Annotated in this window: 18 protein-coding genes and 1 pseudogene; 7 read left to right on the top strand and 12 right to left on the bottom strand. The window is 59.9% G+C overall.

Features of this window, described 5'->3' with window-relative positions; translation table 11 throughout:
• Positions 1-85: 85 nt before the first annotated feature.
• The 4 genes from ABDJ38_RS13795 to ABDJ38_RS13780 all read right to left on the bottom strand — a co-directional run bounded on the left by ABDJ38_RS13795 (position 86) and on the right by ABDJ38_RS13780 (position 6,585).
• Entirely contained in the window at positions 86-1,453 is a 1,368-nt protein-coding gene (locus tag ABDJ38_RS13795; RefSeq protein WP_346785711.1) for an aminomethyl transferase family protein, read from the bottom strand.
• 93 nt (positions 1,454-1,546) lie between these two features.
• Positions 1,547-4,120 (bottom strand): TonB-dependent receptor, encoded by a 2,574-nt coding sequence (locus tag ABDJ38_RS13790; RefSeq protein ID WP_346785710.1) that lies wholly within the window; start codon positions 4,118-4,120, stop codon positions 1,547-1,549.
• A gap of 266 nt (positions 4,121-4,386) precedes the next feature.
• Entirely contained in the window at positions 4,387-5,187 is an 801-nt protein-coding gene (locus ABDJ38_RS13785) for a TetR/AcrR family transcriptional regulator (protein ID WP_346785709.1), read from the bottom strand.
• 12 nt (positions 5,188-5,199) lie between these two features.
• Positions 5,200-6,585: an aminomethyl transferase family protein gene (locus ABDJ38_RS13780; RefSeq protein ID WP_346785708.1), complete on the bottom strand. Its 1,386-nt coding sequence runs from the start codon at positions 6,583-6,585 to the stop codon at positions 5,200-5,202.
• Positions 6,586-6,743: 158 nt separating this feature from the next.
• Between ABDJ38_RS13780 and ABDJ38_RS13775 the strand changes: the two genes are divergently transcribed.
• Together ABDJ38_RS13775 and ABDJ38_RS13770 are read left to right on the top strand one after the other, a co-directional pair.
• On the top strand, positions 6,744-7,874 hold the full coding sequence (locus ABDJ38_RS13775) for a Rieske 2Fe-2S domain-containing protein (RefSeq protein ID WP_346785707.1): 1,131 nt from the start codon (positions 6,744-6,746) through the stop codon (positions 7,872-7,874).
• A gap of 4 nt (positions 7,875-7,878) precedes the next feature.
• Positions 7,879-8,985, top strand: coding sequence for an alcohol dehydrogenase catalytic domain-containing protein (locus ABDJ38_RS13770; RefSeq protein WP_346785706.1), 1,107 nt, complete (start codon positions 7,879-7,881; stop codon positions 8,983-8,985).
• 48 nt (positions 8,986-9,033) lie between these two features.
• On the opposite strand, the gene ABDJ38_RS13765 is transcribed toward ABDJ38_RS13770, so the two are convergent.
• Both ABDJ38_RS13765 and ABDJ38_RS13760 read right to left on the bottom strand, forming a co-directional pair.
• Complete coding sequence (locus ABDJ38_RS13765; protein ID WP_346785705.1) at positions 9,034-10,662, bottom strand: FAD-dependent monooxygenase; 1,629 nt, start codon at positions 10,660-10,662, stop codon at positions 9,034-9,036.
• A gap of 188 nt (positions 10,663-10,850) precedes the next feature.
• Positions 10,851-11,596, bottom strand: a protein-coding gene (locus ABDJ38_RS13760) for an IS5 family transposase (protein WP_346785704.1) whose coding sequence is annotated in 2 segments (ribosomal slippage) — positions 10,851-11,275 and positions 11,275-11,596 — 747 coding nt in all. Because the reading frame shifts where the segments join, the coding sequence is not laid out codon by codon here.
• Between the two features lie 122 nt (positions 11,597-11,718).
• On the opposite strand from ABDJ38_RS13760, the gene ABDJ38_RS13755 reads away from it, so the two are divergent.
• The 4 genes and pseudogenes from ABDJ38_RS13755 (at position 11,719) to ABDJ38_RS13740 (ending at position 15,768) form a co-directional block, all read left to right on the top strand.
• Complete coding sequence (locus ABDJ38_RS13755; protein ID WP_346785703.1) at positions 11,719-12,666, top strand: GAF domain-containing protein; 948 nt, start codon at positions 11,719-11,721, stop codon at positions 12,664-12,666.
• Positions 12,667-12,804: 138 nt separating this feature from the next.
• Positions 12,805-14,325 carry an aldehyde dehydrogenase gene (adh, locus tag ABDJ38_RS13750; RefSeq protein WP_346785702.1) on the top strand — a complete coding sequence of 507 codons (1,521 nt, stop codon included), beginning with the start codon at positions 12,805-12,807 and terminating at the stop codon, positions 14,323-14,325.
• 51 nt (positions 14,326-14,376) lie between these two features.
• The gene (adhP, locus tag ABDJ38_RS13745) at positions 14,377-15,411 is read left to right on the top strand and encodes an alcohol dehydrogenase AdhP (protein ID WP_346785701.1); all 1,035 of its coding nucleotides are present in this window, start codon (positions 14,377-14,379) and stop codon (positions 15,409-15,411) included.
• Positions 15,408-15,768 (top strand): annotated as a pseudogene (locus ABDJ38_RS13740) (DUF779 domain-containing protein). Before adhP ends, ABDJ38_RS13740 begins: the two are co-directional and overlap by 4 nt.
• Here the strand turns inward: ABDJ38_RS13740 and ABDJ38_RS13735 are convergent.
• The 6 genes from ABDJ38_RS13735 to ABDJ38_RS13710 all read right to left on the bottom strand — a co-directional run bounded on the left by ABDJ38_RS13735 (position 15,769) and on the right by ABDJ38_RS13710 (position 22,456).
• Entirely contained in the window at positions 15,769-16,887 is a 1,119-nt protein-coding gene (locus ABDJ38_RS13735; protein ID WP_137680834.1) for an NAD(P)-dependent alcohol dehydrogenase, read from the bottom strand.
• Positions 16,888-16,916: 29 nt separating this feature from the next.
• A complete protein-coding gene (locus tag ABDJ38_RS13730) occupies positions 16,917-17,138 on the bottom strand; it encodes an aldehyde dehydrogenase family protein (protein WP_346785700.1) in 222 nt (73 codons plus the stop codon).
• Between the two features lie 155 nt (positions 17,139-17,293).
• The gene (locus ABDJ38_RS13725; RefSeq protein WP_346785699.1) at positions 17,294-19,942 is read right to left on the bottom strand and encodes a TonB-dependent receptor; all 2,649 of its coding nucleotides are present in this window, start codon (positions 19,940-19,942) and stop codon (positions 17,294-17,296) included.
• Positions 19,943-20,051: 109 nt separating this feature from the next.
• Positions 20,052-20,981 carry a helix-turn-helix domain-containing protein gene (locus tag ABDJ38_RS13720; protein ID WP_346785698.1) on the bottom strand — a complete coding sequence of 310 codons (930 nt, stop codon included), beginning with the start codon at positions 20,979-20,981 and terminating at the stop codon, positions 20,052-20,054.
• A gap of 366 nt (positions 20,982-21,347) precedes the next feature.
• Positions 21,348-21,896, bottom strand: a complete 549-nt coding sequence (locus tag ABDJ38_RS13715; RefSeq protein ID WP_346785697.1) for a tyrosine-type recombinase/integrase — start codon at positions 21,894-21,896, stop codon at positions 21,348-21,350.
• Entirely contained in the window at positions 21,890-22,456 is a 567-nt protein-coding gene (locus ABDJ38_RS13710; protein ID WP_346785696.1) for a tyrosine-type recombinase/integrase, read from the bottom strand. The genes ABDJ38_RS13715 and ABDJ38_RS13710 overlap by 7 nt, the downstream gene beginning before the upstream one ends.
• A 792-nt stretch (positions 22,457-23,248) precedes the next feature.
• On the opposite strand from ABDJ38_RS13710, the gene ABDJ38_RS13705 reads away from it, so the two are divergent.
• Positions 23,249-25,060: a putative bifunctional diguanylate cyclase/phosphodiesterase gene (locus ABDJ38_RS13705; protein WP_346785695.1), complete on the top strand. Its 1,812-nt coding sequence runs from the start codon at positions 23,249-23,251 to the stop codon at positions 25,058-25,060.
• Positions 25,061-25,208: the final 148 nt, after the last annotated feature.

The following is a 25,208-nucleotide window of genomic DNA, read 5'->3' as shown; positions in this document are numbered from 1 at the left end:
GAACCGGTCACCCCCATTCCGATGGAGCCGTACCAGCTTTGTTGGGGGCCCCACACAACTAGGACACGCAGGCCCCTGCGAAGTTTCAGGATTGCGACCGGTAGGTGCGCCGCGCGGCCTCGTGGATCGGCCACGACTGGGCTTCGCAGCGAATTGTCACCTGCCGATGTTCGTGCACCGAGGGTTTGGCCGTTCCACCATTCGGTTCGCCCCAGACCAGTTCCAGTTGGGTGCCCGGCTCGGCAAATTCGGGATCCACCATCGAGACCGACAGATAGGCGCGCTCGTTGGCGCTGTAGAGAGGGTAGCCCGAAATCCCCACCAACTTGCCGTCCTTCTCGATGCGATCATAGGGATGGATGGCATAGTCGGCAGAGGGCATGTCCATCCACATCGGCATCTGGCCGGGCTGGAACAGGCCACGATAGACCTCGGTCACGTCATCGCCGTTCCATACGAGGATCACCTTCTTGCGATGCTTCTTGTCCTTCATTGCCAACAACGCGTCACGACCGAGGAAGTCATGGTCCCAATGGATCACGCGGTCATATTCGAGGTCGAACGGCGTCAGATAATAGTCGCTGACTTCCTCGGGCATGAAACTGCCGCCCACGGAGGAAAAACCTTCAAAGTGCGCCGCCGTGAGCCACTCGCGATAAGGCCGCATGTCCTCGCCTTCATAGATCGCCGGAAGCGGTGCGGCGAACCAGCCGGATTCGCCTGCCGTCGCGCTGTAGGATCGGCTACCGCCGCGCAGCATGCCGTGCTTCTCGCCAACCTCGAGAAGTCTCGCCTCGACTTTGGCCTTGTCTTCAAACGGACCCCACATTTCCAGCCCGGCGACACCGCCCATCGCGTGGCACAGGGTTTTGACCTTGCAGCCCGCAATGACCATGTCCCCCATCGAGAAGAATCGGGTCGACAACTCGCCGCCCTCGTTCACCTCGTTGAGGATATCCATGGCGTTGGGCCCTTGTACCTCGAACCGGTAATGCGGGCGCAAGTTGTTGGGATCGTAAGCCCGAAGGTGGTCGATGTGGACCTCGACATCGTAGTCACCCGTTTCGGCGTTGAATTGCAGCCAATTGGGCACCACTGGACGACCGACCACCAGTACGTCATCTTCGGCATAACCGAAGATGATCGCATCGCTGATGAGATAGCCGTCCTTGTTGCAGCAGACGATCTGCTTGGCCTTGTTTGCGCCAAACTTGCTGAAATTATTGACTGAAAAATCGGACAACAACCGCCGCGTATCCGGCCCTGTGATGCGCAGCTCGGTCATATGGAATGACTGGTCGAAGAGGATGGCCGACTTGCGCCAGGCCTCGCTCTCGTCAATGAGGTTGGACCACATGGACTGGACCGGGAATTCGAAGGCACCTGTCTGCGCATTCTGCAGCAGACGGGCTGCACTGCCTGCTTCATCGATCATGTGCTGGAGGGTTATCATGCCTATTTCCTTATGACGTGCGCGAGCCGGGAAGGCAGGCGGCAGGCGCCCGCCTTCCCGAACAGCCTAGGGAGAGGCTGCGGTTAAAAGGTGTTAGAACTCGAAGCCCAGCCTGGCGTAGAATTCGCGCGGGCGGTTGGGCGAACCGTAGACCTGCCCTGCGCTGCTGGTCAGGCCATTCACGATGAACCGCTCTTCGGTAAGGTTCGTCACACCGCCAGCGATTGACCAGCCATCGTCATGTTCGAAGGTGACGCTTGCATTGATCACATTGGTTTCGGGCCGACGCAGCAGGAACGAGCGCTGCGAGTCATTCCACATCTTCGAGGTGTAGGTATAATCAGCAAGCAACACGATCGCGTGATCGCCCACCGGAACATCTATTCGCGGAGAGATGTTGAAGGTGACGTCCGGCACTTTCAGCAGTTCGGCACCATCGACCAGACCAAGCTGGAGGTAATTCGGCGCACTGGTGTTGGTCAGCTCGTCCAACTCGCTGTCCATCAGGCCCGCAGATGCCGTGATGCTCACATAGTCTCCCAAGTCGATCAGGAAATCAGCTTCAATGCCGCGAATCGTGGCCGTACCGAAGTTGCCAATTTGCGGATTGGGCCCGACCTGGATCAGCAGTTGCACATCGTCATATGACGTGCTGAATGCCGCGAGATTGGCTTGGAGGCGCCCGTCGAACAAGGTCGACTTCACGCCCGCCTCGAAAGTTGCGGCGGTCTCTTCCTGGAAGACGATGGGAGCAGCAATCGGAACGCTGGCGCGGGTACTCCAGCCGCCCGACTTGTAACCTTCGGTGTAGCTGCCATAAACCATGACATCATCGGTCGGGTGCAACTGCACACCCAGCTTCATCGAGAAGTTGGAGAAGTTGCGCGGAGGCGTATCACGCGTGTACAGGCGGAGGGGTTCATCCGGGTGCGGGAAGCGCGCAAAGACGGAACACGGCACGGTGCCCACGCCGGGGATAAATCCGGTGCCATTAACCGGGCAATTCAGTAGGTCGTAGTTGAACGAAGACAAGTCCGTCTGCGCGATGTCGATCTGCTTGTCTTCTTCAGTATATCGCGCGCCTACGGTGAAACCGAGCCATTCGGTCACGCGCCAGTCAGCCTGACCGAAGAAAGCGACACTTTCGGTCTCCAGATCGATCGGCCCTTCTGCAGTCCAGATACCAGCACCGATAGCGACGTGGTCAAGCGCATTGGCTTCTTCTTCAAAATAATAGGCACCGAGGACCAGGTCGAGTTGTGACGTGCCAATGTCGAAGTTGCCCAGCAGTTGCAGCTCCTGGCTGAACTGTGACTGGTCGGCCATGTTGGAAACCGTAAAGAAGCTTCCCGGAGAATTGTCAGCATCGAAACCCGAACGCCACGACAACTCGCGATAGCCGGTGATTGAGCGCAAGGTTATCTGGTCAGAAAGATCATAGGCCAGATTGGCTGACAAGCCCCAGGTTTCGGTCTTAGAAAAGTTGATCCCGGTTGCGAACGATTCGTCCCAGTCGCTACTGATGAAGCGATCATTCCACACGAGCATGTCATTATTCGGGTCGCCATCGACATTGACGCTGCCGAGCGGCGAAATCTGCTCGTTGGGAAGCAATTCGTTTCCACGAGGGTTGTTGCAGAAGCTCTGTGCATTGCGCGCGAGGATTTCGGCCTGTGTTGCTCCGATGCAAAAGTTGTAAACGCCTGCGAAGTTGAGGCCTGCGCCAGGCGTCAGAGCCGTTCCCGGAATGGCCGGAGCACCGGGGCCGGCAAAATTGCCGCCGAAATCTTCCAGTACATCCAGGATTACGTTGGGCAAGCCGGAAGTATCGGATTTGTAGTAATCGCCGCTGATCGTGGCAGTGAACCTGTCAGTAGGCTCCCAGATCGCCTTGCCGCGAATGGTCCAGTCATTGATACCGCCGGCGTATTCATTGGTGTCATAACCTGATTCGCGGAAGATGCGCGGGGATTCCTCGACGAAACGCTCATTGGTGACAAAGGGCACACGCTTCTGGAAGCCGCGGCGGTTGTTCGATGCCACAGTGACATTTGTCCGCAGGGTTTCGGCTAGTGGAATGTCGATCGTGGCGGCAATGTCGAGGCGTTCATAGCTGCCCACGGTCACTGATCCGGACATCGCAAATTCATGGCCCGGCGTGCGGGTCACCACATTGATGGCGCCGCCAATGGTGTTGCGCCCGAACAGCGTGCCTTGCGGACCTTTCAGGATTTCGACACGCTCCACATCAGGCAGCGTCACGTTCGCGCCAACGGAACGCGCCAGGAAGATGCCATCGACATAGACACCGACGCCGGGGTCAACATTTACAGCAAAATCATTCTGGCCGATCCCGCGGATCGAGGCCCCCAGCGCGGCGCCCGAGCCAGCGAAAGGCGTGCCTGCGTCCAGCGTAACGTTCGGGGTGACGTTGCCGAGCTGGGAAACGTCCGCGATGGCACGTTCTTCCAGCGCATCGCCGCCAAACACGGTCAGCGCGATTGGAACTTCCTGCGCATCCTGCTCACGCCGCTGGGCAGAGACCACGATGACGCTTTTGTCACGCGCGTTGTCAGCCTCTGGCCCTGAAGCGTCCTGTGCATTGGCCTGCGTCGAAATCGAAAGTGCCGCGCCACAAGCGCCGACAAGCAATAATGCCTTTTTCACCAGTTAACTCTCCCTTTCAGGCGCGTCTTTTTTTTGCGCGCTCTCGAATCCTCCACTCCGCAGCTCACATCTCATTGAGAAGCGTGATACCAAGCAGTATCTGAAATACTTTAGATTGGATTGTTCGTCAATTCGAAAAGACTTTGGAGGCGTGAGATGGCACTTTTGCCAGATCGACGCAGGCATGCGGACTTCGTCGCTCCCGCGCTCAACGGGATGCGAAAAACGGCCGAGAATGAATTGAAATGCGGGAGACGGGCCTGCCTTCAGCCGGCGCTGTCTTCTCCGAAGCGCGTGAGCAGCCCTTCGCCCAGCAAAGTGAGCCCAGCCATATCTCCGACACCCTCTGCAGGCGATTTGCCGAATTGCCGCATAAAACTCTCCGGCTCGGGCAATTCCGTGCGGATGCACCTTTCAACGAGAGATTCGCTGACACCAAGCCCGCGCATGATCAGCGCGACCATCTGCTCCGGATAATCATCAGATTGTTCTGACCTAAGCAGGGTGATCATCCCTGCCAGGGTGGCGCCATGCATAAGATCATACGCCAACTGCGCCGAGCCTGCATGAAACTGCTCAGTGACCATCCCTTCGATCACCGCCTCGATTCCGTAGCGCGCCGTCTCCTCTCCGAAGATTGGGCCGCCGGCGCTCAGGTTCACCATGGCCCAGCCCCATGCCGGATCTTCTCGTGTTCGATGCATGTAGTACCGCAACGCGAAGGAACTGCGCAGCGCGCCAGCTGGCACCGTACGAATTACTGCGCGCACAGCGAGATTGAAATCGTGGCTGATGTCAAACGTCAGCGCGCTCAGCAATTCTTCGACGCTGGAGAAGTAGTTGTAAAAGGTGCCGCGTGCGACCTTTGCCTCTTTGCATATCTCTTCGATCCGGGTCGAGCGGCCGTCCTTCCTGCCAAGCAACAGGAAGGCAGCCTCGAGTATCTTCTCGCGTGTGCGGGCACGCTTCTGGCGACCGATTTCCGCTCGCTTTTCAAGACTGATTTTCCGACCCACTCGACCTCGTCCACTGCTTCTGGCCTCGATAATCCCAGAAGCGGTAAACATGCAAATTTCCGGCTATTGCTGGCCCGACTTGATCACCTTCTCGAAATAAGGCGCGGGCGCGACCGTTGCACGGATCTCGCGCAGTTTGTGATTTTCTATCGATGGCCGCAATGAATCGGGCTCACCCCAGAGCAGGGTAACCTCGGAACCTGGCTCGGCGCTGTCGATGTCGACGAGCGCCAAGGACAAGAAGCCGCCAGCATTGGGCGAATAACCGGACCAGTTGGAAAGGCCCACCAACTTGCCACCGGACATCACACAATCCGCCTCGAATGTGGCGTGCATGGGCGAAGGAATATTCATATACTTGCCGCCCTCGCCTTCGGGCGCAAACATGGAGGAGCGAATGATGTCCATCACGTCGTCCTCGTTCCACAGCAGGCTGCGCTTAACGCGCCTCTTATTATTGCGCTTGGCTTCCAGCCCTTCGCGGCCGATGAACTCGCGGCTCCAATCCACTACATTGCCATAGCCCACCTCGATCGGATCGACATAGTAGTCCCTGATATCGGCGGAGACGAAACTCCCGCCCAGTGAGCCGATTGTTTCAAGGTGGTTGGTCGTCAGCCATTCGCGGTAAGGGCGCATTTCCTCGGAGTGGTAGATGGCCGGCAATGGCATCGGCATCCAGCCGGACTCGATCCCGGTTACTGAATAGGCATCGGCGCCCGCCTTGCGGATACCGAATTCTGCGCCCGCCTCCATGATTGCGCCGCGAATGATGTTCTGATCTTGCCAGGGACCATAGAGTTCGAAGCCGGGCTCGCCCGCCATCCCGTGGCGCAGCGCGCGAACCTTTCGCCCGGCGATGGTCATCTCGCCGATGTGGAAGAACTTGATTTCCGGCACGTTGTTGTTGGTCAGCTTCTCCATCAGCGCGAGCGCATGCTTGCCTTGCACCTGCAGGCGATAGATATCGCGATCGCCATCGCGGACGGACAGCGGCAGGTCGATCACCGCTTCGACATCATATTTGCCGAGGCCCGCATTGTATTGCACCCAGTCGGAAGCGAAGGGCGCGCCAACGATGCGGTAGAAATCATCTTCTTCATGAAAGATGATCGCATCAGCCAGATAGTGGCCATCGTGGCCACACATGACCAGCTGTTTGGCCCGCATAGTCGGGAAAGTGGCGAGCTTGTTCACCGAAAGCTCTGACAGCAGATCAATCACCTGAGGGCCACGCAAGTGTAGTTCGCACATGTGATAGGACTGCTCGAGCATGGCCACGCCCTGCTTCCAGGCGCGCATCTCGTCGCGGAAATTGGTGAATTCCGGCGGAATCTTGGGAAAGACGTATCGACCCAAGGGCGCAGAGCGCAGCAACTCAACTGCCCCCCCTGCGGCATTCATCAGTGATTGCAGTGTCGCAGCGCGATTTTCGCCATTTCCGGCCATCTTCAAATTCCCTCCCAGGGTCCTGTTTATGGGGCCTAGTTCTTTCGTATTGCACATCTTGTCAATCTTAAACTATGATGTTTGCGATTTTTGATCAAAATGTCACCTTGGAAGGATCGCCATTATAAGGCGGCCCAGTGGCAGGTGGAGAGGACGGGATGTTTCCGAAGAACGCGTGGTACGTCGCTGCCATAAGCCGTGAGATCAAAGACCGGGGCGTCCTCTCGCGAACGATTTGCGAGCTGCCGCTTGCGCTTTACAGGGCGCAGGACGGGACAGTGGGAGCCCTGCTTGATCGCTGCCCGCACCGCCTTTTTCCGCTGTCGAAAGGCGAAGTGACGCAGGACGGCTTGCGGTGCGGCTATCACGGGCTGGCATTTGCCGCCGATGGGCGATGTACGCATATCCCATCGCAGGATGAGATCCCCCCTAATGCACGAGTGGCCGCCTATCCCGTGCGTGAGAGTCACGGACTGATTTGGCTGTGGCCGGGCGATCCGGCCCTTGCGCAAAACACCCCGTTGCCCGCATTCGAGACAGGTCCCGGTTACCTGTCAGGCCTCGACTTTTCCTGCCTTGATGAATCCGACAAGTGGGGCGTTGCCGGCCCGCACCTGATCGAGGTGGATGCCAACTACATGCTTGCGGTCGACAACCTGCTGGATCTGACCCACGTGGCTTTCATTCACGCCAAGACATTCGACAACTCTGCAATTCTTGGCAGCGAGAGGATTACGAAGACGGTCGGCGAAAACCAGCTGATCGACTTCTTCCGCTTCAAGAACCCGATGTCGGCGCCGCTTCGCGCAGCCTACATGCTCGATCAGGACATTCCGCTCTACGACAGTTTCCTGGAAACCTACTGGCACGCACCCGGCACGATGATCCTGGTGCACGGTGCGACCCCCGAGCGGGCAGACCGCGAGGAAAGCGGCACGATCGTCATGGGTATCAACGCCATTACTCCGGCCACGCGGACGAGCTGCCACTATTTCTGGTCGCAAGCCGTTTATCGCAATCTGAGAGGCGGAGCCGTGCGCGATGCCTGGGAAATCGCCACGCGCAACGCCTTTGCGGAGGACGAGCATGCGCTGCGCACGCAGCAGCACAACCTTGAACGATTCGGCATGCGGGAACTCAGCGACGGTGTTTCGCTGATGTTGAAATCGGACAAGGCAATCACACTCGCCCGACGAACGATTGCTCGGCTTGTGAAGGATGAAACCAGAGGATCGCGGTTGAATAGCAGCCGCGACAACAATGAGGGGAATTGTAACGATGTTGCCTGAAAGAATGCGTGCCGCGCGAATGTATGATGTCGGTTCCGACATGGTGATCGAGGAAGTGGAAACGCCTCGCCCCGGAGATCTCGACGTGGTGGTGAAAGTCCATGCATGCAATGTCGTGCCGAACCTTGGCAATGTCCTGAAAAACTGGACCACCTGGTTCCCACACCTTCCCTTACCCAACCTCCCTGCGACCTTTGGCCTTGATGCGGCGGGAACGATCGCGGCAGTGGGCAAGGATGTCGCCAACCTCGAAATCGGCCAGCGTGTCTACGTCAATCCGGGCCGCTCTTGTGGCACCTGCTCCGCCTGCCGCGCGCAAGATCCGATCAGCTGCGATTCTTACGTCTTCCAGGGATACTTCGGGTTCACACCTCGCGCCCAGGAGATATACGACCGATATCCGTGGGGCGGCCTGTGCGAATACATGAATGCGCCCGCCAGCGCGATCGTGACCCTGCCAGACAATGTGACATGCCAGCAAGCTTCGCGCCTGGGCTATACCGGCACCGGCTACTCTGCCCTCAGAAAGGGGGGCGCAGGACCGAACGTTACCACACTGATCACCGGTGCTTCGGGAACTTTGGGGCTCGGCACTCTGTTGTGCGCGCTCGGACTGGGGGTTACCAAAATTCTCGCCGTTGCTCGCAACAAGGAGCTGCTAGAGGAAGTTCGCCAGCTCGCCCCACAACGCATTCTCACCCATTCCCTGCTCGATGGCCCGATCACACCCTGGGCGATGGACATGACCGATGGCCTAGGCGTGGACCTGGCCATCAACTGCCTTGGCCCGGGGGCAGAACCCCTGCAGATGGTCGACGAGTTGCGCGCGCTGCGGCGCGGGGGAAAGCTGGTCAACACAGGCGCTATCGGGGCGCCGGTGCCGGTCGATGTGCACACGTTGATGGACAACAACCAGCAATTGATCGGCTCGGCATGGTTTACCACGCCCGAAGGTCAGGAGATGGCCGAAATGATCAGCGCGGGTACGCTGGACATGGGCATATTCCGGCAGGAGTCCTACAGCCTGGATCGGATTAACGATGTGCTGGCGGGGATCGAAAACCGCCACGGTGGCTTTTCGAACTTCACCATTATTCCCAACCCTGAATGAGAGGCGAAGCCTTGCCGGGCGGTGCTTATACCGCCCGGCACAGCCAAGCTACCAGCCGGTCGCCATCGCCAGCACTTTATCTGACGACTGAGCGTCGATTGCCGAGCCTCGCCAGGCAACATGCTGGTCCGGACGGACCAACAGCATATCGGCAGCATAGACGGCGCGCGCGTTATCATCTTTGATACGCAAGACCTCGAGGGGAATTCCCCGCCGTGCTGCCACTTGCTCCATTGCCGAGGTATCCGCGTTACCGAAGGCCAGCAGCGTGAACCACCGTCCCAGCAGCGCGTAGACTGCCCGCCCGTCTTCCAGATAGACGCTCGGCAGGCGACCGCCCGGCACGGTGTGCGGAGTGTATGCCTCCGGATCGAACGGAACAATCGCGCCGGCCTCCTTGCACACCAGCGGCGAGGTAAACTGGTAGTGATAGCCCATTTCGATGCCCAGACTTTCAGCTTCCGCATTCCCGATGCGTTCCAGCTCCGCCGTCATCGCCGCACGCGCCTGCTCGCCCGCCGGGCCATCGTCCTCAAGCGCGGCCTCCTTGCTGACGTAGATATTCGCCGCCTCCACGCGTAGATCGTTGTGCCGCCGCGCCGCGCTGCAATTGTAATTCCACACCGGCACGCGTTCGCGTTCGTATCCGGCAAGCAGCTTGGGCCCGCCAAAGCCCTGCAGCATGGCGGCAATCACCCACGCCGCGCCGTAGGCATCGGCAATGCCCGTATTCATACCGTACCCGCCAGTGGGAATATACTGATGTGCAGCATCGCCGGCCAGGATGCATCGCTTCGATACAGCCCGTTCCGCCGTTGCGAGGTGAGGCGACCAAGGATTGGCAACCTGTACTTCCATCGCGATCGGCTTGCCCACGAAGCGCGCCACCAGCTCCTTGGGGTCTGCCCCATCCACCGCGTTGGCGGGATAGCGCGAATGCAGCGTCCAGGTGTCGATATCGTTTTGCGCGATCAGCGTGCCGTGGTTTGACTGGTAGTGCCACGTTCGTCCCCAGCGCTGCAACAAGGCACGCGCCTCGTGATCGTCTGTGCGAAAGTGCGTCATGAAGCGTGGCATGATGTTGAACTGTCCGGCCAGCTTGATGCCAAGGGATTCGCGCACGGTGCTGCCGCCGCCATCGCATCCGGCCAGATACTTGCAACGCACCTGCTCGGTTTCGCCCGTTTCGCTGTGCCGCAAGGTTGCGGTGACCCCCTCATCATCCTCGGCGCAATCAACGATGCCAAGATTGAAGCGAACCTCGGACAGTTCTTCCTGATCCAGCGCGGTTCGCAAGACCGGCTCGATCTCTGCCTGCGAGACGCGCATCGCCGGAGAATAAGGCTGCGAGCCGTCGTTGCGCTCGCGAAACAAGGCCCGAGCCGTTTGCGGTGATGGGATCGGGAATCGCTTGACCTCGTATCCGGTCATGCTGGTGACCCACGAGACATCGAAAGGGCTGTCCTCCGGCACCGCGACCGCGCGCAAGCGATCCTCCAGCCCGGCCAGACTGAACATTTCCATGCTGCGAACATTCGTGTTGTCCATCTTGGGATGGCGCGTGGTTGTCGCGTTACGCTCGACCAGCATCACATCGATACCGCGCCTTGCAAGATCACGCGCAAGCGTGAGGCCCACCGGCCCACCTCCAGCCACGAGAACAGAAACTTGCCTCATTTATCCCCTCCGATTGAGCGCCCTGTTAGGCACAACATGACTGGGATAAACGGAAATGACATTTTGTCCAATATTGAACTTACGACCGGGATGATTCCAGCTGCAAACGGCCAGTACGCACTGTCGCGACAGGGCAAGCACGGCAAACCAGCAGTAGAGTCGAGAGCCCTGGGCTCAGGACTCGTTGATCACAGCCAGAAGAGCACGGTGGCTTCGAGAGCGAGGGCGGAGAAGAAGACGGTTGGGCAGCGGTCGTAGCGAGTTGCCACACGGCGCCAGTCTTTGAGGCGTCCGAACATGATTTCGATGCGGTTTCGGCGTTTGTAGTATTTGACGGGAAAAGAACGGGATTTGAGGCCCGGAATGCAAGGCGTAATGCCCTTTTGCTCGAGCGCATCCCTGAACCATTCGGCGTCATAGCCCCGGTCAGACAGCATCCACTGCGCCTTGGGTAGATCATCGAGCAGGGCTGCCGCGCCGGTGTAATCGCTGATCTGGCCTGCCGTGATGAAGAAGCTCAAAGGGCGGCCGTTGGCGTCGGTGACGGCGCGAAGCTTGGTGTTCATGCCTCCCCTGGTCCGCCCGATCAGGCGGCCGAGGCCCCCTTTTTTACCCCAAGGCTGGAAGCCGTGCGGTGGGCCTTGAGATAGGTCGCATCGATCATGACGGTCTGGGGTTCGGCTCTCTGGGCAGACAGACCCTCCATCATCCGGCCAAACACGCCCATCTCGCCCCACCGTTGCCAGCGGTTGTAGAGCGTCTTATGCGGACCGTATTCCCTGGGAGCATCACGCCAGCGCAGCCCGTTGCGATTGACGAAGATGATTCCGCTCAGCACGCGCCGGTCATCGACCCGGGGCTTGCCGTGGCTCTTGGGGAAATAGGGCGAAAGACGCGCCATCTGCTCGTCTGTCAGCCAATACAGGTCGCTCATGCTCAGTCTCCTCGCGGAGCCTGGAGCCGAAGGCCTGCAGAGCACAATCACATCGCCCTCAGCCAATCAATGGTCCTGAGCCTAGTTCGCCTATCGCGATGAATTGGTGTAGACACACCCTTATGAAAGCTTCGCATCCGTACAAGGTCGGCCAGGTCCTGTGCTCTGCGACAAGCGCCGCGCAATCGATGGTGGCGGCCAGCTGGTGTCGGTCCGGGCTCAAATATGGTCTTGACGCGGCCGACAATCGCAATCCCGAACTGGTTTCGGGAAGTGAGCTCACGCAGCGTCGCCAGCGCCAAGGTCTGATGCTCAACGTGGCGCGCCCGCTGCTCGACCAACTGTTCCACACCGTCGCCGCTACCGGTTGCGCGGTGATGCTGTCGGACAATGATGGCGTGATCCTCGAAGCGCGCAGCGAGGCGGGCGACCGGGAAATGTTCGAGCGCGTCGGGCTGACACCGGGAGGCAAATGGAGCGAAGACCTCGAAGGAACGAACGGGATCGGTACTTGCTTGGCTGAAAGCCGCCCAGTTACCATCCACCGCAGCGAACATTTCGCGACTCGCAACATCGGCATCAGTTGCATGGATGCGCCGGTGCGTGATGCGATGGGGCGGCTGGTCGGCGCGCTCGACATCTCGAATTGCCGTGACGATCACACTGCGCCGATGGCTGCGCTGGTGCAGAAAATCGTGCAGGATGCCGCAAAGCGTATCGAGAGCGGGGTGTTCCGTCGTTTTTTCGAAGGCCACCGTATCATCGATGCCAACTTACCCGGCGGCGACGCAGCGATGCTGGCCGTCGATCGCGACGATCTGGTGATCGGCGCCACGCATGCCGCGCGGCATCGTTTCAGCCTAACCGACGAATGCCTCACCGGCCGCCGCAGCGCGTCGGACATACTCGGCCACTGGTCAGCCGATTCTTTTCTCGACTCGGAACGGGCGGTGCTCAGGCGTGCGCTGGCCCAGGCCGACGGAAACGCGACACAGGCCGCCAAGGCGCTGGCGATAGGGCGCGCGACGCTCTATCGCCGCATGGAAAAGGCGGGCCTTTCGCGCAGCTGAGCGAAGTGTCTCGCGATCTGTCTCGAAAGTGAGACATTCTTGCCAACGTCCCGCTGTCACGCCCTTTGCAACGCACGCGTTTCACGAAATCATTATCGTCACGACCGGGACGCCCGGCGAGAAAGAGAGGATGAGATCATGGACATGCAGACCAGCCCCGCGGCCGCGATGAGCGCCCCCTTCGCCGACAAGTACGACAACTTCATCGGCGGCCAATGGGTCGCACCCAAGGACGGGCGCTATTTCGACAACATCTCGTCGATCACCGGCAAGTCGGTCGGCAAGGTTGCGCGCAGCCAAGCGGCGGACATCGAAGCCGCGCTCGACGCCGCACATGCCGCTAAGGACGCTTGGGGCCGCACCAGCGCGGGCGAGCGGGCGCTGATCCTCAATCGCATCGCCGACCGGATGGAGGAGAACCTCGAAAAGATCGCCATCGCCGAGACTTGGGACAACGGCAAACCGCTGCGCGAGACGATGGCCGCCGACATCCCGCTCGCGATCGACCATTTCCGCTATTTCGCGGGCTGCATCCGTGCGCAGGAAGGCGGCATTTCGGAAATCGACCACGATACGGTCGCCTATCATTTCCACGAACCGCTCGGCGTGGTCGGCCAGATCATTCCGTGGAACTTCCCGATCCTGATGGCGGTGTGGAAGCTCGCCCCCGCGCTGGCGGCGGGCAACTGCGTGGTGCTGAAGCCCGCCGAGCAGACCCCGGCCTCGATCATGGTGCTGATGGAGCTGATCGGCGACCTACTGCCCGCTGGCGTGGTCAACGTGGTCAACGGCTTTGGCGTGGAAGCGGGCAAGCCGCTCGCCAGCAGCAGCCGGATCGCCAAGATCGCCTTTACCGGCGAGACGAGCACGGGCCGCCTGATCATGCAATATGCGACCGAAAACCTGATCCCGGTCACGCTGGAGCTGGGCGGCAAGAGCCCGAACATCTTCTTCGAGGACGTGTGCCGCGAGGATGACGACTATCTCGACAAGGCAATCGAGGGCTTCGTGATGTTCGCGCTCAATCAGGGGGAGGTCTGCACCTGCCCCAGCCGCGCGCTGGTTCACGAGAGCATCTACGACCGTTTCATGGAGCGCGCGATCCAGCGCGTCGAAGCGATCAAGGCCGGCAACCCGCTGGATATGGAGACGATGATCGGGGCGCAGGCTTCGTCCGAGCAGCAGGAGAAGATCCTCTCCTACATTGACATCGGCAAGCAGGAAGGCGCTGAACTGCTGACCGGCGGCGAGGCCGCACGGTTCGAGGGCGAGATCGCGGGCGGCTATTACGTCAAGCCGACCGTGTTCCGTGGCAACAACCGGATGCGCATCTTCCAGGAGGAAATCTTCGGCCCGGTCCTCTCGGTCACGACCTTCAAGGATCAGGACGAGGCGCTGAGCCTCGCCAACGACACGCTCTACGGCCTCGGCGCAGGCGTGTGGAGCCGCGATGCCAACACCTGCTACCGCTTCGGCCGAGCGATCAAGGCCGGGCGCGTGTGGACCAACTGCTACCACGCCTATCCCGCCCATGCTGCCTTTGGCGGCTACAAGCAGTCGGGCATTGGGCGCGAAAACCACCGCATGATGCTCGACCACTACCAGCAGACCAAGAACATGCTGGTTAGCTACAGCCCGAAGAAGCTGGGCTTCTTCTGAGGCGATGGCAGCCACAAGGGACTCGCGAACCGAAAATTCAGGAGAAATGTCATGAGCAAGACCATGGAAGCCGCGGTTGTCCGCGCTTTTGGCGAACCGCTGCAAATCGAGGAAGTGCCGGTGCCCGAAGTGCAGCCGGGCATGATCCAGGTGGCGATTCAGGCCTCGGGCGTGTGCCACACCGATCTGCATGCCGCCGAGGGTGATTGGCCGGTCAAGCCCGAGCCCCCGTTCATTCCGGGCCATGAAGGGGTGGGCTTCGTCTCTGCCGTGGGCAAGGGCGTTACCCATGTGAAGGAAGGCGACCGGGTCGGCGTGCCTTGGCTTTACACCGCCTGCGGCCATTGCACCCACTGCCTCGGCGGCTGGGAAACTCTGTGCGAAAGCCAGCTCAACACCGGCTATTCGGTCAATGGCGGCTTTGCCGACTATGTGCTGGCCGACCCCAACTATGTCGGCCACCTGCCCGACAATATCGGCTTCAACGAGATCGCGCCGGTGCTGTGCGCGGGCGTGACGGTCTACAAGGGCCTTAAGATGACCGACACCAAGCCAGGCGATGCGGTGGTTATCTCGGGCATCGGCGGGCTGGGCCACATGGCGGTGCAATATGCGACCGCGATGGGCTTGAACGTGGTCGCGGTGGATGTGGACGATGCCAAGCTCGATTTCGCGCGCAAGCTCGGGGCGGTGGAGACGGTGAACGCCCGGACCGAGGCTGATCCGGCGGCGGTGGTGAAGCGGTTGACCGGCGGCGGCGCACGCGGTGCGCTGGTGACGGCAGTGAGCGAGAAAGCGTTCGAACAGGCGGTCGGCATGATCGGGCGCGGCGGCACCGTGGCGCTCAACGGCCTACCGCCGGGCGATTTCCCGCTCAACATCTTCGGCATGGTGCTGAACGGCATCACCGTGCGCGGCTCCATCGTTGGCACGCGGCTGGACCTTCAGGAATCGCTCGATTTCGCGGCTGACGGCAAGGTCAAGGCGACGATCTCCACCGCCAAGCTGGAAGACATCAATTCGGTGTTCGACCGGATGCACAAGGGGCAGATCGAAGGGCGTATCGTACTCGACCTGACGCAATGAGGGGCAGCGCCGCGCCGAGGCACGCGTTGAGCATGTCGGAGGCCCGAGTGGTCGACCGCGTGATCGCCACCGACGCGGCGGCGCTGCTGGACCAGATCAGCGAGCGTCACGGCCCCGTGCTGATCCACAGGTCGGGGCGCTGTGATAGCTCCAGCCCGATGGACTATCCGCGCGGCGCAGTTCGCGGCGTGGAAGCACGCGCAGCTTATCCTAGACGTCGTTGAGGGGCGAGGGGGCATGTTCAGCCTCGATAATGGAAAGGGTCGACCTTCATCGTCCGAAGCCGCGCCTATGACGAGAGGGAAATTGCCATGCTGCAAAAGGCAACAGGCTTCGCGCCATGCAGGCATCGGTTAATCAAGAGAGTGACATTCGAACGACAGGCTTAACAACCTTGCCCGTTTCTCCAGCCGTGATTGCCTCCCCGATGTTGTCCAGCGCAAAAAATTCGACCATGCGATCGAACGGGAAATCGCCAGCCCTGTAATACGCCAGCAGCTGCGGGATGAAGGCTTGAGGGTCCGCACTCCCTTCCACCACGCCGCGTATGACGCGGCCTGCGCTCATGATATGGGTCGTGTCGGCCACCACGCTGGTTTCCGGAGGGTAAGCCCCGACCAGGGCGATCTCGCCGCGCGGGGCAAGCGAGAGGATGGCGTCATTCACCACGCCAGCATTGCCAGTGGTGTCGATGATATAGTCGAACCCAGTCGAGCAAGCGGCGCTGGCGGCATGATCGGAGAAAGTGCCGTTGGCCGCGTTGACTGCGTGGGTGGCGCCCAGTTCCTTCGCGAGCGCAAGGCGGCTCTCGATAAGGTCGATGGCCACGATTGTCGAAGCCCCCGCGATCCGCGCAGCCATGATCGCGGAAAGACCCACCGCACCCGTGCCGATCACGGCAAGGCTTGATCCCGGACGGACCTGGCAGGAGTTGAGCACCGCGCCGGCACCAGTCTGGATGCCGCAGCCCAGCGGGCCGAGCATTTCAATCGGCAAGTCGGAGTCGACCTTTACCGTGTTGCGCCGATTGACCACCGCGTGGGTGGCGAAGCTGGACTGGCCAAACACGTGACTGTGCAGGCTTGCGCCGTCTGCATCCGAGAGCGAGGTGCTGCCGTCTGCGCGGCAGCCGAAGAAGTTGAGCGGAACCCATGAATGGCAATAGGCGGGCTGGTCCGCACCGCAGGACGTGCAGGATGCGCAGGACATGAATGACAGGACAACGTGGTCCCCCACGGCAAGGTCTGTCACCCCCTCCCCCACAGCCTGGACGATGCCCGACCCTTCATGGCCGAGCACAACAGGGAAGGGCACCGGCAGAAATCCGTCACGCATCACCATGTCGGTGTGACACACGCCAACGCCATGGATTTCCACCAGCACTTCATCGGCTTGGGGTTCTGCGAGGACGACCGTTTCAAGTTCGGGCCCGGCTCCCGGCGTCCGCGAAACGGCGGCCTTGATCGTGTAGGGCATGGTTGCAGTTTCTCCTGTCTGCCTCTGGTTCAGCCGAATACAACCGCGTTGAGGATGTGAGCCTGGGTGTATTCCTCCAGCTCCACTTCTCCGAGCTCCGTACCAAGGCCCGATTGCCAGGCGCCGTGGAACGGAATGGCAGGCTCGATGGCAAGGTGCTGGTTCACCCAGACTGTGCTCGTGTTGACTTCGAAAGTGGACGCACCCGCCACCAGCTCGCCATTGACGAGCAAATTGAATTTATGATCCATTCGTCAACTCCTGATCCAGGATTTCTTGTGAGAAGCCCGCCGGACGCCGTTTTCAGGCGCTCGCAACCGGTATGGAAGCGCCTTCATACGCGTCAGGGAACGGCGGTCGGGGCGTCGCGTCCATTAAGGAGAGCGGAAGCAACGCCCCTGGCGGATCAGAAGTCGAAGCCGGCGCGCACAAACCATTCCCGTGGACGGTTGTAACTGCCGAAATAGACCCCGGCGGCATCGTTGGCACCAGCCGATACCAGGAAGCGCTGGTCGGTCAGATTGGTGACACCCACGGTCACATCCCACAACCGGTCGGGCTCGCGGTAAGTCATGCTGGCGTTAATTACGTCGGTAGTCGGTCGCCGCAGCGACAGGTATCGCGCCACTTCGTTCCACACCGGCGTGCGGTGGGTCCAGTCGGCCAGCAGCACCAGAGCACCGCCATTCGGCAGGTCGGTTTCGTAACGGGGGCCGAAGGTGATCGACCATTCCGCGGTCTTGGGCAGCTGGCCGCCCACCACTGCGCCCAGGCGCAGGCCGGGGATCGCGCCTGCCACGTCGGGACGCGAAACGCTGGCGGATAGCGAGGAGAAGGCGGCGTCGAGGTAGCCGACCGAGGCATTCAGAGTCAGTCCGTCCACCGGGGCGGCCACAGCTTCGAACTCGAAGCCTTTGATCCGGGCTGACCCGGCGTTATCGATGGTGGGCGAGGTGCCCACCTGCTGGTTCAGCTGCACGTCCTGATAATCGGTGGTGAAACCAGCCAGGTTCAGCTGCAGGCGGCGGTCAAGCAGCGTCGCCTTGACGCCCAGTTCCCAGGTTTCGGCGGTTTCCTCGTCGAAATCCGGGGCAATGTTGCCCTGCGGATTGGTGAGGCGGGTGGTCCAACCGCCCGTCTTGTAACCGCGTGAATAGCTGCCGTAGACCATGAGGTCGTCCGACGGATACAGCTGCACGCCGAACCGGGGTGAGAAATTGGAGAAAGTCTTGCGGTTCACGCCCGGCACATAGACCTGCACCGGGTTGTCGGGGTTCGGATAAGACAGGGCAGCGAAGCAGGGCGGGCCGCCTGCAGCCACCGGCGGTGCCAGCGGGAAGTCTCCGAACGGATAGATCGTGCCATCGGGATCGGCGCATCCGAACAGCTTGTAGTTGCCGCCGTTCAGATCCTGCTGCCCGCCTTCGAACAGTTTCGTTTCCTCGGTGTAACGGCCGCCCACCGTAAGGCCGAGCCATTCGACGGGGCGGAAGTCCACTTGTCCGAAGAAGGCGAAGTTCTCGGTGTCGAAATTGTTGGGTCCATCGACCTGCAACAGGCCCTCATCGAAGTTGACGTAATCGTGCAGGTCACCGCTTTCTTCGAAGTAATAGGCACCCAGCACGAAGTTGAGGCGTCCATCGAGCAGGTCGCTGCCCAGCAGTTGCAATTCCTGGCTGAACTGTTCCTGGTTTTGCGAAAAGGTCAGCTCCAGCATGCTCAGCGGCGAACCGTCGAGGTCGGACCCCGCTGTCCAGTTGGTGTTGCGATAAGCGGTGATCGAACGGATCGTGATGTCCGCCGTCAGATCGAAAGTGATATCGCCGGAGATACCCCAGGCTTCCAGTTGGTTGAGCGTCGGGCCTGTGGCGTAGCTCGTGTCCGGGTCACCGGTGATGAAGCGTCCATCCCACGGCAGGCGATCGTTAAAGGGATCGCCGTCCACATTGACGCCAGCGAGCGGGGCGAGCAGGCCGCCCGGGAAGACGCTGGTACCGCGCGCCCCGCAAATGGCCGTGGCACCGCGCGCCGCGATCTCTGCCGGAGTGGAGCCGATGCAGAAGTTATAAAGGCCGGCGAATAGCACGCCGTTTTCTGCTGCGACCGGGTTAATACCCGTGCCCGGCAGCGGATTGGTGGGTGCAAAAGGGCCTGACGGGAAGGACACCGCGATCAGCGAGTTGTTCTGCCCGGAGGAATCCTGGCTGGTGTAGTCACCCGCCAGCGTGACGGTGACGCGCTCCCCTTCCCAGCGCAGCTTGCCACGCATGCTGACAGAGCTGTCGCCGCTCTGCCGCGAGTTGGTGGAATAGTCGGCGTGGTTGAAGTTCAGATAGCTGTCGGAATTGGCGATGGCGCGCATTTCTGCTGGCGTACCGGGATAATCGATACGGCGCTGGAAGCCCCGCCGACTGGTAACGGCACCGGTGACCGATGCGGCCAGGCCTTCTGCCAGGGGCAGATCGGCCGTGGCACGGGCGCGCAGCAGGCCAAAGCTGCCTGTCGTCAGATCACCCATCAAGCGGAAGGTGTCGCCTGGATTGTGGGTGACGATGGAAACTGCCCCGCCGATGGTGTTGCGGCCGAATAGGGTGCCCTGCGGTCCGCGCAGGACTTCTATCCGCTCGACATCGGGTAGATCCTGATTGGCGCCGACCGTCCGCGCCAGATACACTCCGTCGAGGTAGATGCCGACGCCCGGATCGATGTTGAAGGCGAAATCGTCGGAGCCAATGCCACGAATAGTGGCGGACAACACCGCGGAGGAGCCCGAAAATGGCGTGCCGCCATCAAGGTTGACGTTAGGCGCCAGTGCGCCGAGCGAGGCCACATCGGTTACCGACCGTTCGCGCAAGGCTTCACCTCCGAAGGCCGAGATCGCGATCGGCACGTCCTGGACGTTTTCGGACCGCTTCTGCGCGGTCACGATAATGGTCTGGATCCCGCCTTCGGGCTGGGCTTCGGTCGCCGCGGCATCGTCCTGTGCCAAGGCGATTTGCGGTGCCAATGCCGTGGCCATGACAAGCGCAGTGGTAGTGAAAAATCGAGTCTGCATCCTAACCTCCCAAGTTATGGAGGCGGCACTGCCAGTCCTGCGGCAGCCGGGTTAGGACGGACGCGCGGATATGCGGACGAATACGCAGCAGGCGCTGCTCAAAAGCCCATCAGTTGCAGGATCGGTATTCGCTCGGGCTGATCCCGAAATGCTGGGCAAAGCGGCGGGCGAAGTAGGACGGATCCGAAAAACCGCAGGCGTCAGCGACATCGGCGATGCTGGCACCGGAATGCTTTCGCAGCAGTTGCGTGCCGCGCTGCAACCGCTGGCGCAGGATCATGGTGTTGAGCGTCGTCCCGGCGCGGGCCGCCACATCCTGCAGCGTACGCAGCGGAATGCCAAGGTCCGCCGCCAGCGAGGACGGGCGAAGGGTGTAATCATCGAGCCGGGCACCGATGGCATCTTCCAGCTGGGCCAAGGTGCGATCGGCTGCCGGACGCAGGGTGCCGGCCGGTTCAGAAAGGCAGGCGATGGTCATGTCCAGCAGGATATTGGCATGGACGGTGCTTTGCCCCGGCGGCAGGTCTTCGCGCCCCTCCTGCCACAGCGAATCCATGTAGCGACGGATGATGCGCGTGCCGGGCAGGCCTGCGCGGATCGGACGGGCCACGTGATCTTCGAAGGTGGGCAGCCGATCAAGTGCGGTCGCGCCGTCGAACTCCACCACCATCATTTCATGGTTCGTGGCGGCGTTGAAGCGATAATACTCTTCCGCCGCGCAGATCACCAGATCGCCCGGCCCCAGCATCGATTTCCGTCCGCGCTGTTCCATCTCGATCTGGCCTTGAGTCGTCATGTGCATCAGGAAGGTGCGCTTGGTGGAGCTGGTGCGGCCGCATTCGTGGCGGACGATCATGGCCGGACGCGAGCGTGGGCGCACGATCCGGAAGGCATCGCTCTGCCAGACGCCAAGGCTGGCATTGAAGGGGCCGTCCACACCATCGATGCTCATGCCGTCGTAGGTAGACCCGATCAGCTCGTTCCAGAAATCCAGCCGCTCGCGCGGTTCATGGTCGCGGGTCGAGATGATGCTTAGCAATTGCTCACCGCCTTTCCTCTTTCCCCTGGCCTGCCGTCGCTTGCGGCACTGACACTTCGGTTGCTTCTAATAGGGTTTTCGCATGCACGAGTCGAGATAGGTCCGCCCGGAGCGCCGAGCCCTAGGCTCAGGACCCATTGATTGGATTGATAGGGTGTGATTCAGGCTTCGCAAGGAGGCTGATCTCGTGCAGCATTACCAAACAATCGATTGGTCGCGTCGCTGATTTCCTGCCCAAGCTGGAAGCCGCAGCGGAGGTACAGGGCTTCAAGCTCAAACATGATGATGAGCCCAGTCGCTTCTCGGACGGAACGCAGACGGTCTAAATCGAGATCACGGAAAGTTGTACACGGGAAAAGCACGAGCTTACCCCGAAAGAGAAGGCTCAACGGGCCGCCTAAGAGAAGCGGAGCGAGAGGCGCGGCTGGCGCTATGTCCATGGCGACCCTCAGACTCATTCAGAAGCGTTGATGCCGTCGCACGCAAACCATGAGCAGTGACTTCTTCCTTCGAAAAGCCCATGCGACGGAAAGCGGCATTGAGCGTATTCTCGCTCATAGGACGCTTGGAGCTTCTGGCAGACGGGAACACGTATCCCTCATAGCCGAGCAACTCAGCAAGGTCGGTGAGATGCCCGACAACCTGCTTCGAGAGTGGGACTGCGTACGGACGGCGCGCTTTCATCTTCCCGGTAGGAATTTTCATGACACCATCGATAAGGTCGAAATCGTGCCTCTCAGCGTGCCTGAGTTCACCGGTCCGCGTAAATGCACGCGGAACGATCTGCAAGGCGAACTTCGTGACAATGTAGCCGGTGTAGTCGTCGATAGCTCGTAGCAGCCCGCCCAGTTCGCTGGCCTCCAAGATTGCCGCGTAGTGTGTGGCTCGCAGCGTTACGAGAGCGCCCTTCAGCATGCTGGTTGGATTGGCTTTGCAACGGGTCGTTGCGATACGCGGCCTGCGAACGACCGGCACTTCTTCGCAGTCTCGTGCTTGCCAGCGGCTTCCAGCCGTTTGAGCGGAGCCGGGACTTCGAATGGCTCAATCTCGTTGATGAGTCTGTTCCCGATGGCAGGGGCAAGCTTGTCGAGGAAATAGTTGGCCTTGACGATCGTGCCATCGGCTCGGCCGTTCTGGACCATCATCTGTTCAATATACTCACGTGCGACTGCCTCGAACGTCTGTGCAGAAAGGAACTCGGCGCGGATTTTCCGCTTCCGCTTCTCAAATGCAGGGTCGCCCTCAGAAGCAACGGTTCGTCGTGCCTCGTAGGCCGCGTCTCGCGCTTGCTTGAGGCTGATGTCGGGATAGCTGCCGATGCAGAGCTTCTTTTGCGCACCGCCGATCCGGTATCGGAATCGCCAGAGCTTGCTGCCGGTCGGCGTGACCTCAACATATAGGCCGCGCTCATCGGTTACCTTGTACGGCTTATCCTTGGGCTTGAGAGCGCGGAGGCGAGCATCTGTCAGCGGCATGTGGGGGCCTTTTCATCTGGGCCTTTGCGAAATGGCCTCAAAAGGCCCACAAAAGTGTCTGGAACCCTCGAGAACAGGCGGGACGATCCGGAACGATCCAGGAGCCAAATCCCTAGGATTTCTGCGGGTTTTATAGATTATTTGGCAGAACGCGAGAAGAACAAATGGAGCCAGAAGAGGGACCGTGATGTTTCGACAAGTCGTTTTACCACAACCGCTTGTCGCCCTGATTCGGCGATTCGATACCGTCATAAATACCGTCACGCGTCCTGGCTTGGAGCTCGACGAGGACTCAAAACGCTGCGCACCAAGTTTGGCTGCTCAACGACCTCCCTTATAATTGGCGGCCTCTGCCTTGGCCAAGCGCCTGCGAGTTCAGCCAGGTGGCTTTCTCATCGGCCGTGGTTAGGACAGCCAATCAGGGGCAACTCTGTCTCTTCTGCTCGCAGGTGAGCATACCGCCAAGAGCCGACGCCCAGCACAGCGTCGATCGGCTGTCAGAGAGCGGCAGAGGCTCGGCCGGTTGGAGACTGTCGGCTTTCAGCACTCGGAACGCGAATAGCTGCCTTTCGGTAACCGCCCCTCGCCCATGCGGATATTGCGAAACCGCCCAACTCCAATTTGGAGGCAGGACATAACCTACCGCCTAAATCGCGACACGCTGCGAAGCTAGACAAACGGTCTTTCGTTCTGCGTGCCGACCAAATACCGTTAGCAAAATCCTAAACCTTCCATGCATATTTAAACCAAAAGGACGGGCCGAGCCTCAACAGCTTAGGCCTTGGGTTTGGGATGATTGAGGATAAAACGCAGATGAAATCTGTTAGCCGCATAAAACAGTTAGAACTCAACGAAGGTCATTTGATGTCCGTGGCTTCTAATGGTCCCTCTCGCGCGCCTGATTTCACCGAATCAGAGTTAAAGACAGCTAGTGAATACGAGCGTGTAAAAGAAGCCGTTAACCATATCACGCAAGGCATAATTCTGTTCGACACCAACCACGATGTGATGTTCTGCAATGATCGCTACATTGAAATGTTCGATCTATCACGGGACGTCGTGAAGCCTGGCTGTACACTTTTGGAATTACTCGAACATCGTAGAGAGGCAGGATATCTAAAGGGCGATGTCGAGGAATACCGGCAGAACCTGATTGCCGTGAATATGCGGGGAAAGACCGTCTCTCAGGAAATCAAGACGACCGACGGCAGGACCATTCATATGGTCAATACGCCATTGGCTTCCGGCGGTGGGGTGGCAACCTTTGAGGATGTTTCCGAACAGGAGCAGGCCAAGGCGCAGATCGAACACATGGCGCATCATGACGCGCTCACGGGGCTTCCCAATCGCACCCAGTTTCAATCTCGACTCGATCACGCTTTGAATTGGAATGGGCGAGACGCGCAAGTCGCCGTCCTGTTTATCGATCTCGATAACTTCAAGAACATCAATGATACCCTAGGCCATCAAATAGGGGATGAACTTCTCAAAGTTGTGTCGGATCGGCTCCGCAAATGTGTGCGGGATTCCGACGCGATTGCCCGGCTGGGCGGGGATGAATTCGTCGTTATCCAGCCCAATGGAGCAACGCCAGCTGGCGCTGCCCAACTGGCGACCCGTATTCGCGAGGCGGTTACCGCGCCGTGCAAAATCTTGGATCACCAGATCATTATTGATACGAGCATTGGCATTGCGATCTCACCGACAGATGGCACGGGGCCGGATCAGTTGATCAAGAATGCCGACCTGGCGCTCTATGGAGCCAAGGGCAGCGGTCGAGGAACCTATCGCTTCTTCGAAGAGCAAATGGACGCGCGCATGGCGGCCAGACATGCCCTTGAACTGGACTTGCGCAAAGCGCTGGTGAATGGTGAATTCGAACTCCAGTTCCAACCGCTGGTAAACATCGAACGAGGCAATATCTGCGCTTGCGAAGCGTTGTTACGCTGGACCCATCCAAAGCGCGGTACAATCAACCCTGATGTCTTCATTCCGATAGCGGAAGAAACAGGCCTCATCACCCGGATTGGAGAATGGGTGATCCGCACTGCCTGCATGGAAGCAGCGAAATGGTCGAGTGAAGTGACGCTTGCGGTAAATATCTCTCCCGTCCAGTTCCGAAGCCAAAACCTCGTTCAGATTGTTACACATTCGCTAGCCGCCTCAGGGCTTCCCGCAGAGCGATTGGAAATTGAGATCACCGAGGCGATCTTGCTGGACCAGACGGAGTTAACCTTAGAGAAGTTAGGTCAGCTCAAGGCACTGGGCATACGGATAGCCATGGATGATTTCGGCACAGGGTATTCATCGCTCGGCTACTTACAGAAGTTCCCCTTCGACAAGATCAAAATCGATGGCTCCTTCATAAAGGGGCTGTCCGACCAGACTGAGTCCACGGCAATCGTGCGCGCCGTCACCGGCCTTGCAGGCAGCTTTCGCATGACCACAACTGCCGAAGGTGTCGAGACCAAAGAGCAACTCGATATTGTCAAGGAACTGGGTTGCACCGAAATGCAGGGCTTCTTGTTTTCGAAAGCCTGCTCCGCTGCAGATCTCGCGAAGCTATTTAAGGCTCAGAAAAAATCGCCTCATACTGAGAGCTGAGGTGATGAAGCGCCTAGCGGCAAGACTAGGCGGCGTGGACAAATTTGAGCCAATATCTGGCGGTCGCGAGATGAACCATTCCGAGGAAGCTGTTGGCGAGCTGGTCGTAGCGTGTAGCGATCGCGCGGTTGATCTTGAGGTGGCCGAA

Source organism: Aurantiacibacter flavus (assembly GCF_039710615.1).
Taxonomy (GTDB): Bacteria; Pseudomonadota; Alphaproteobacteria; order Sphingomonadales; family Sphingomonadaceae; genus Alteraurantiacibacter; species Alteraurantiacibacter flavus.
This window is presented reverse-complemented; position numbering and strand designations above follow the sequence as displayed.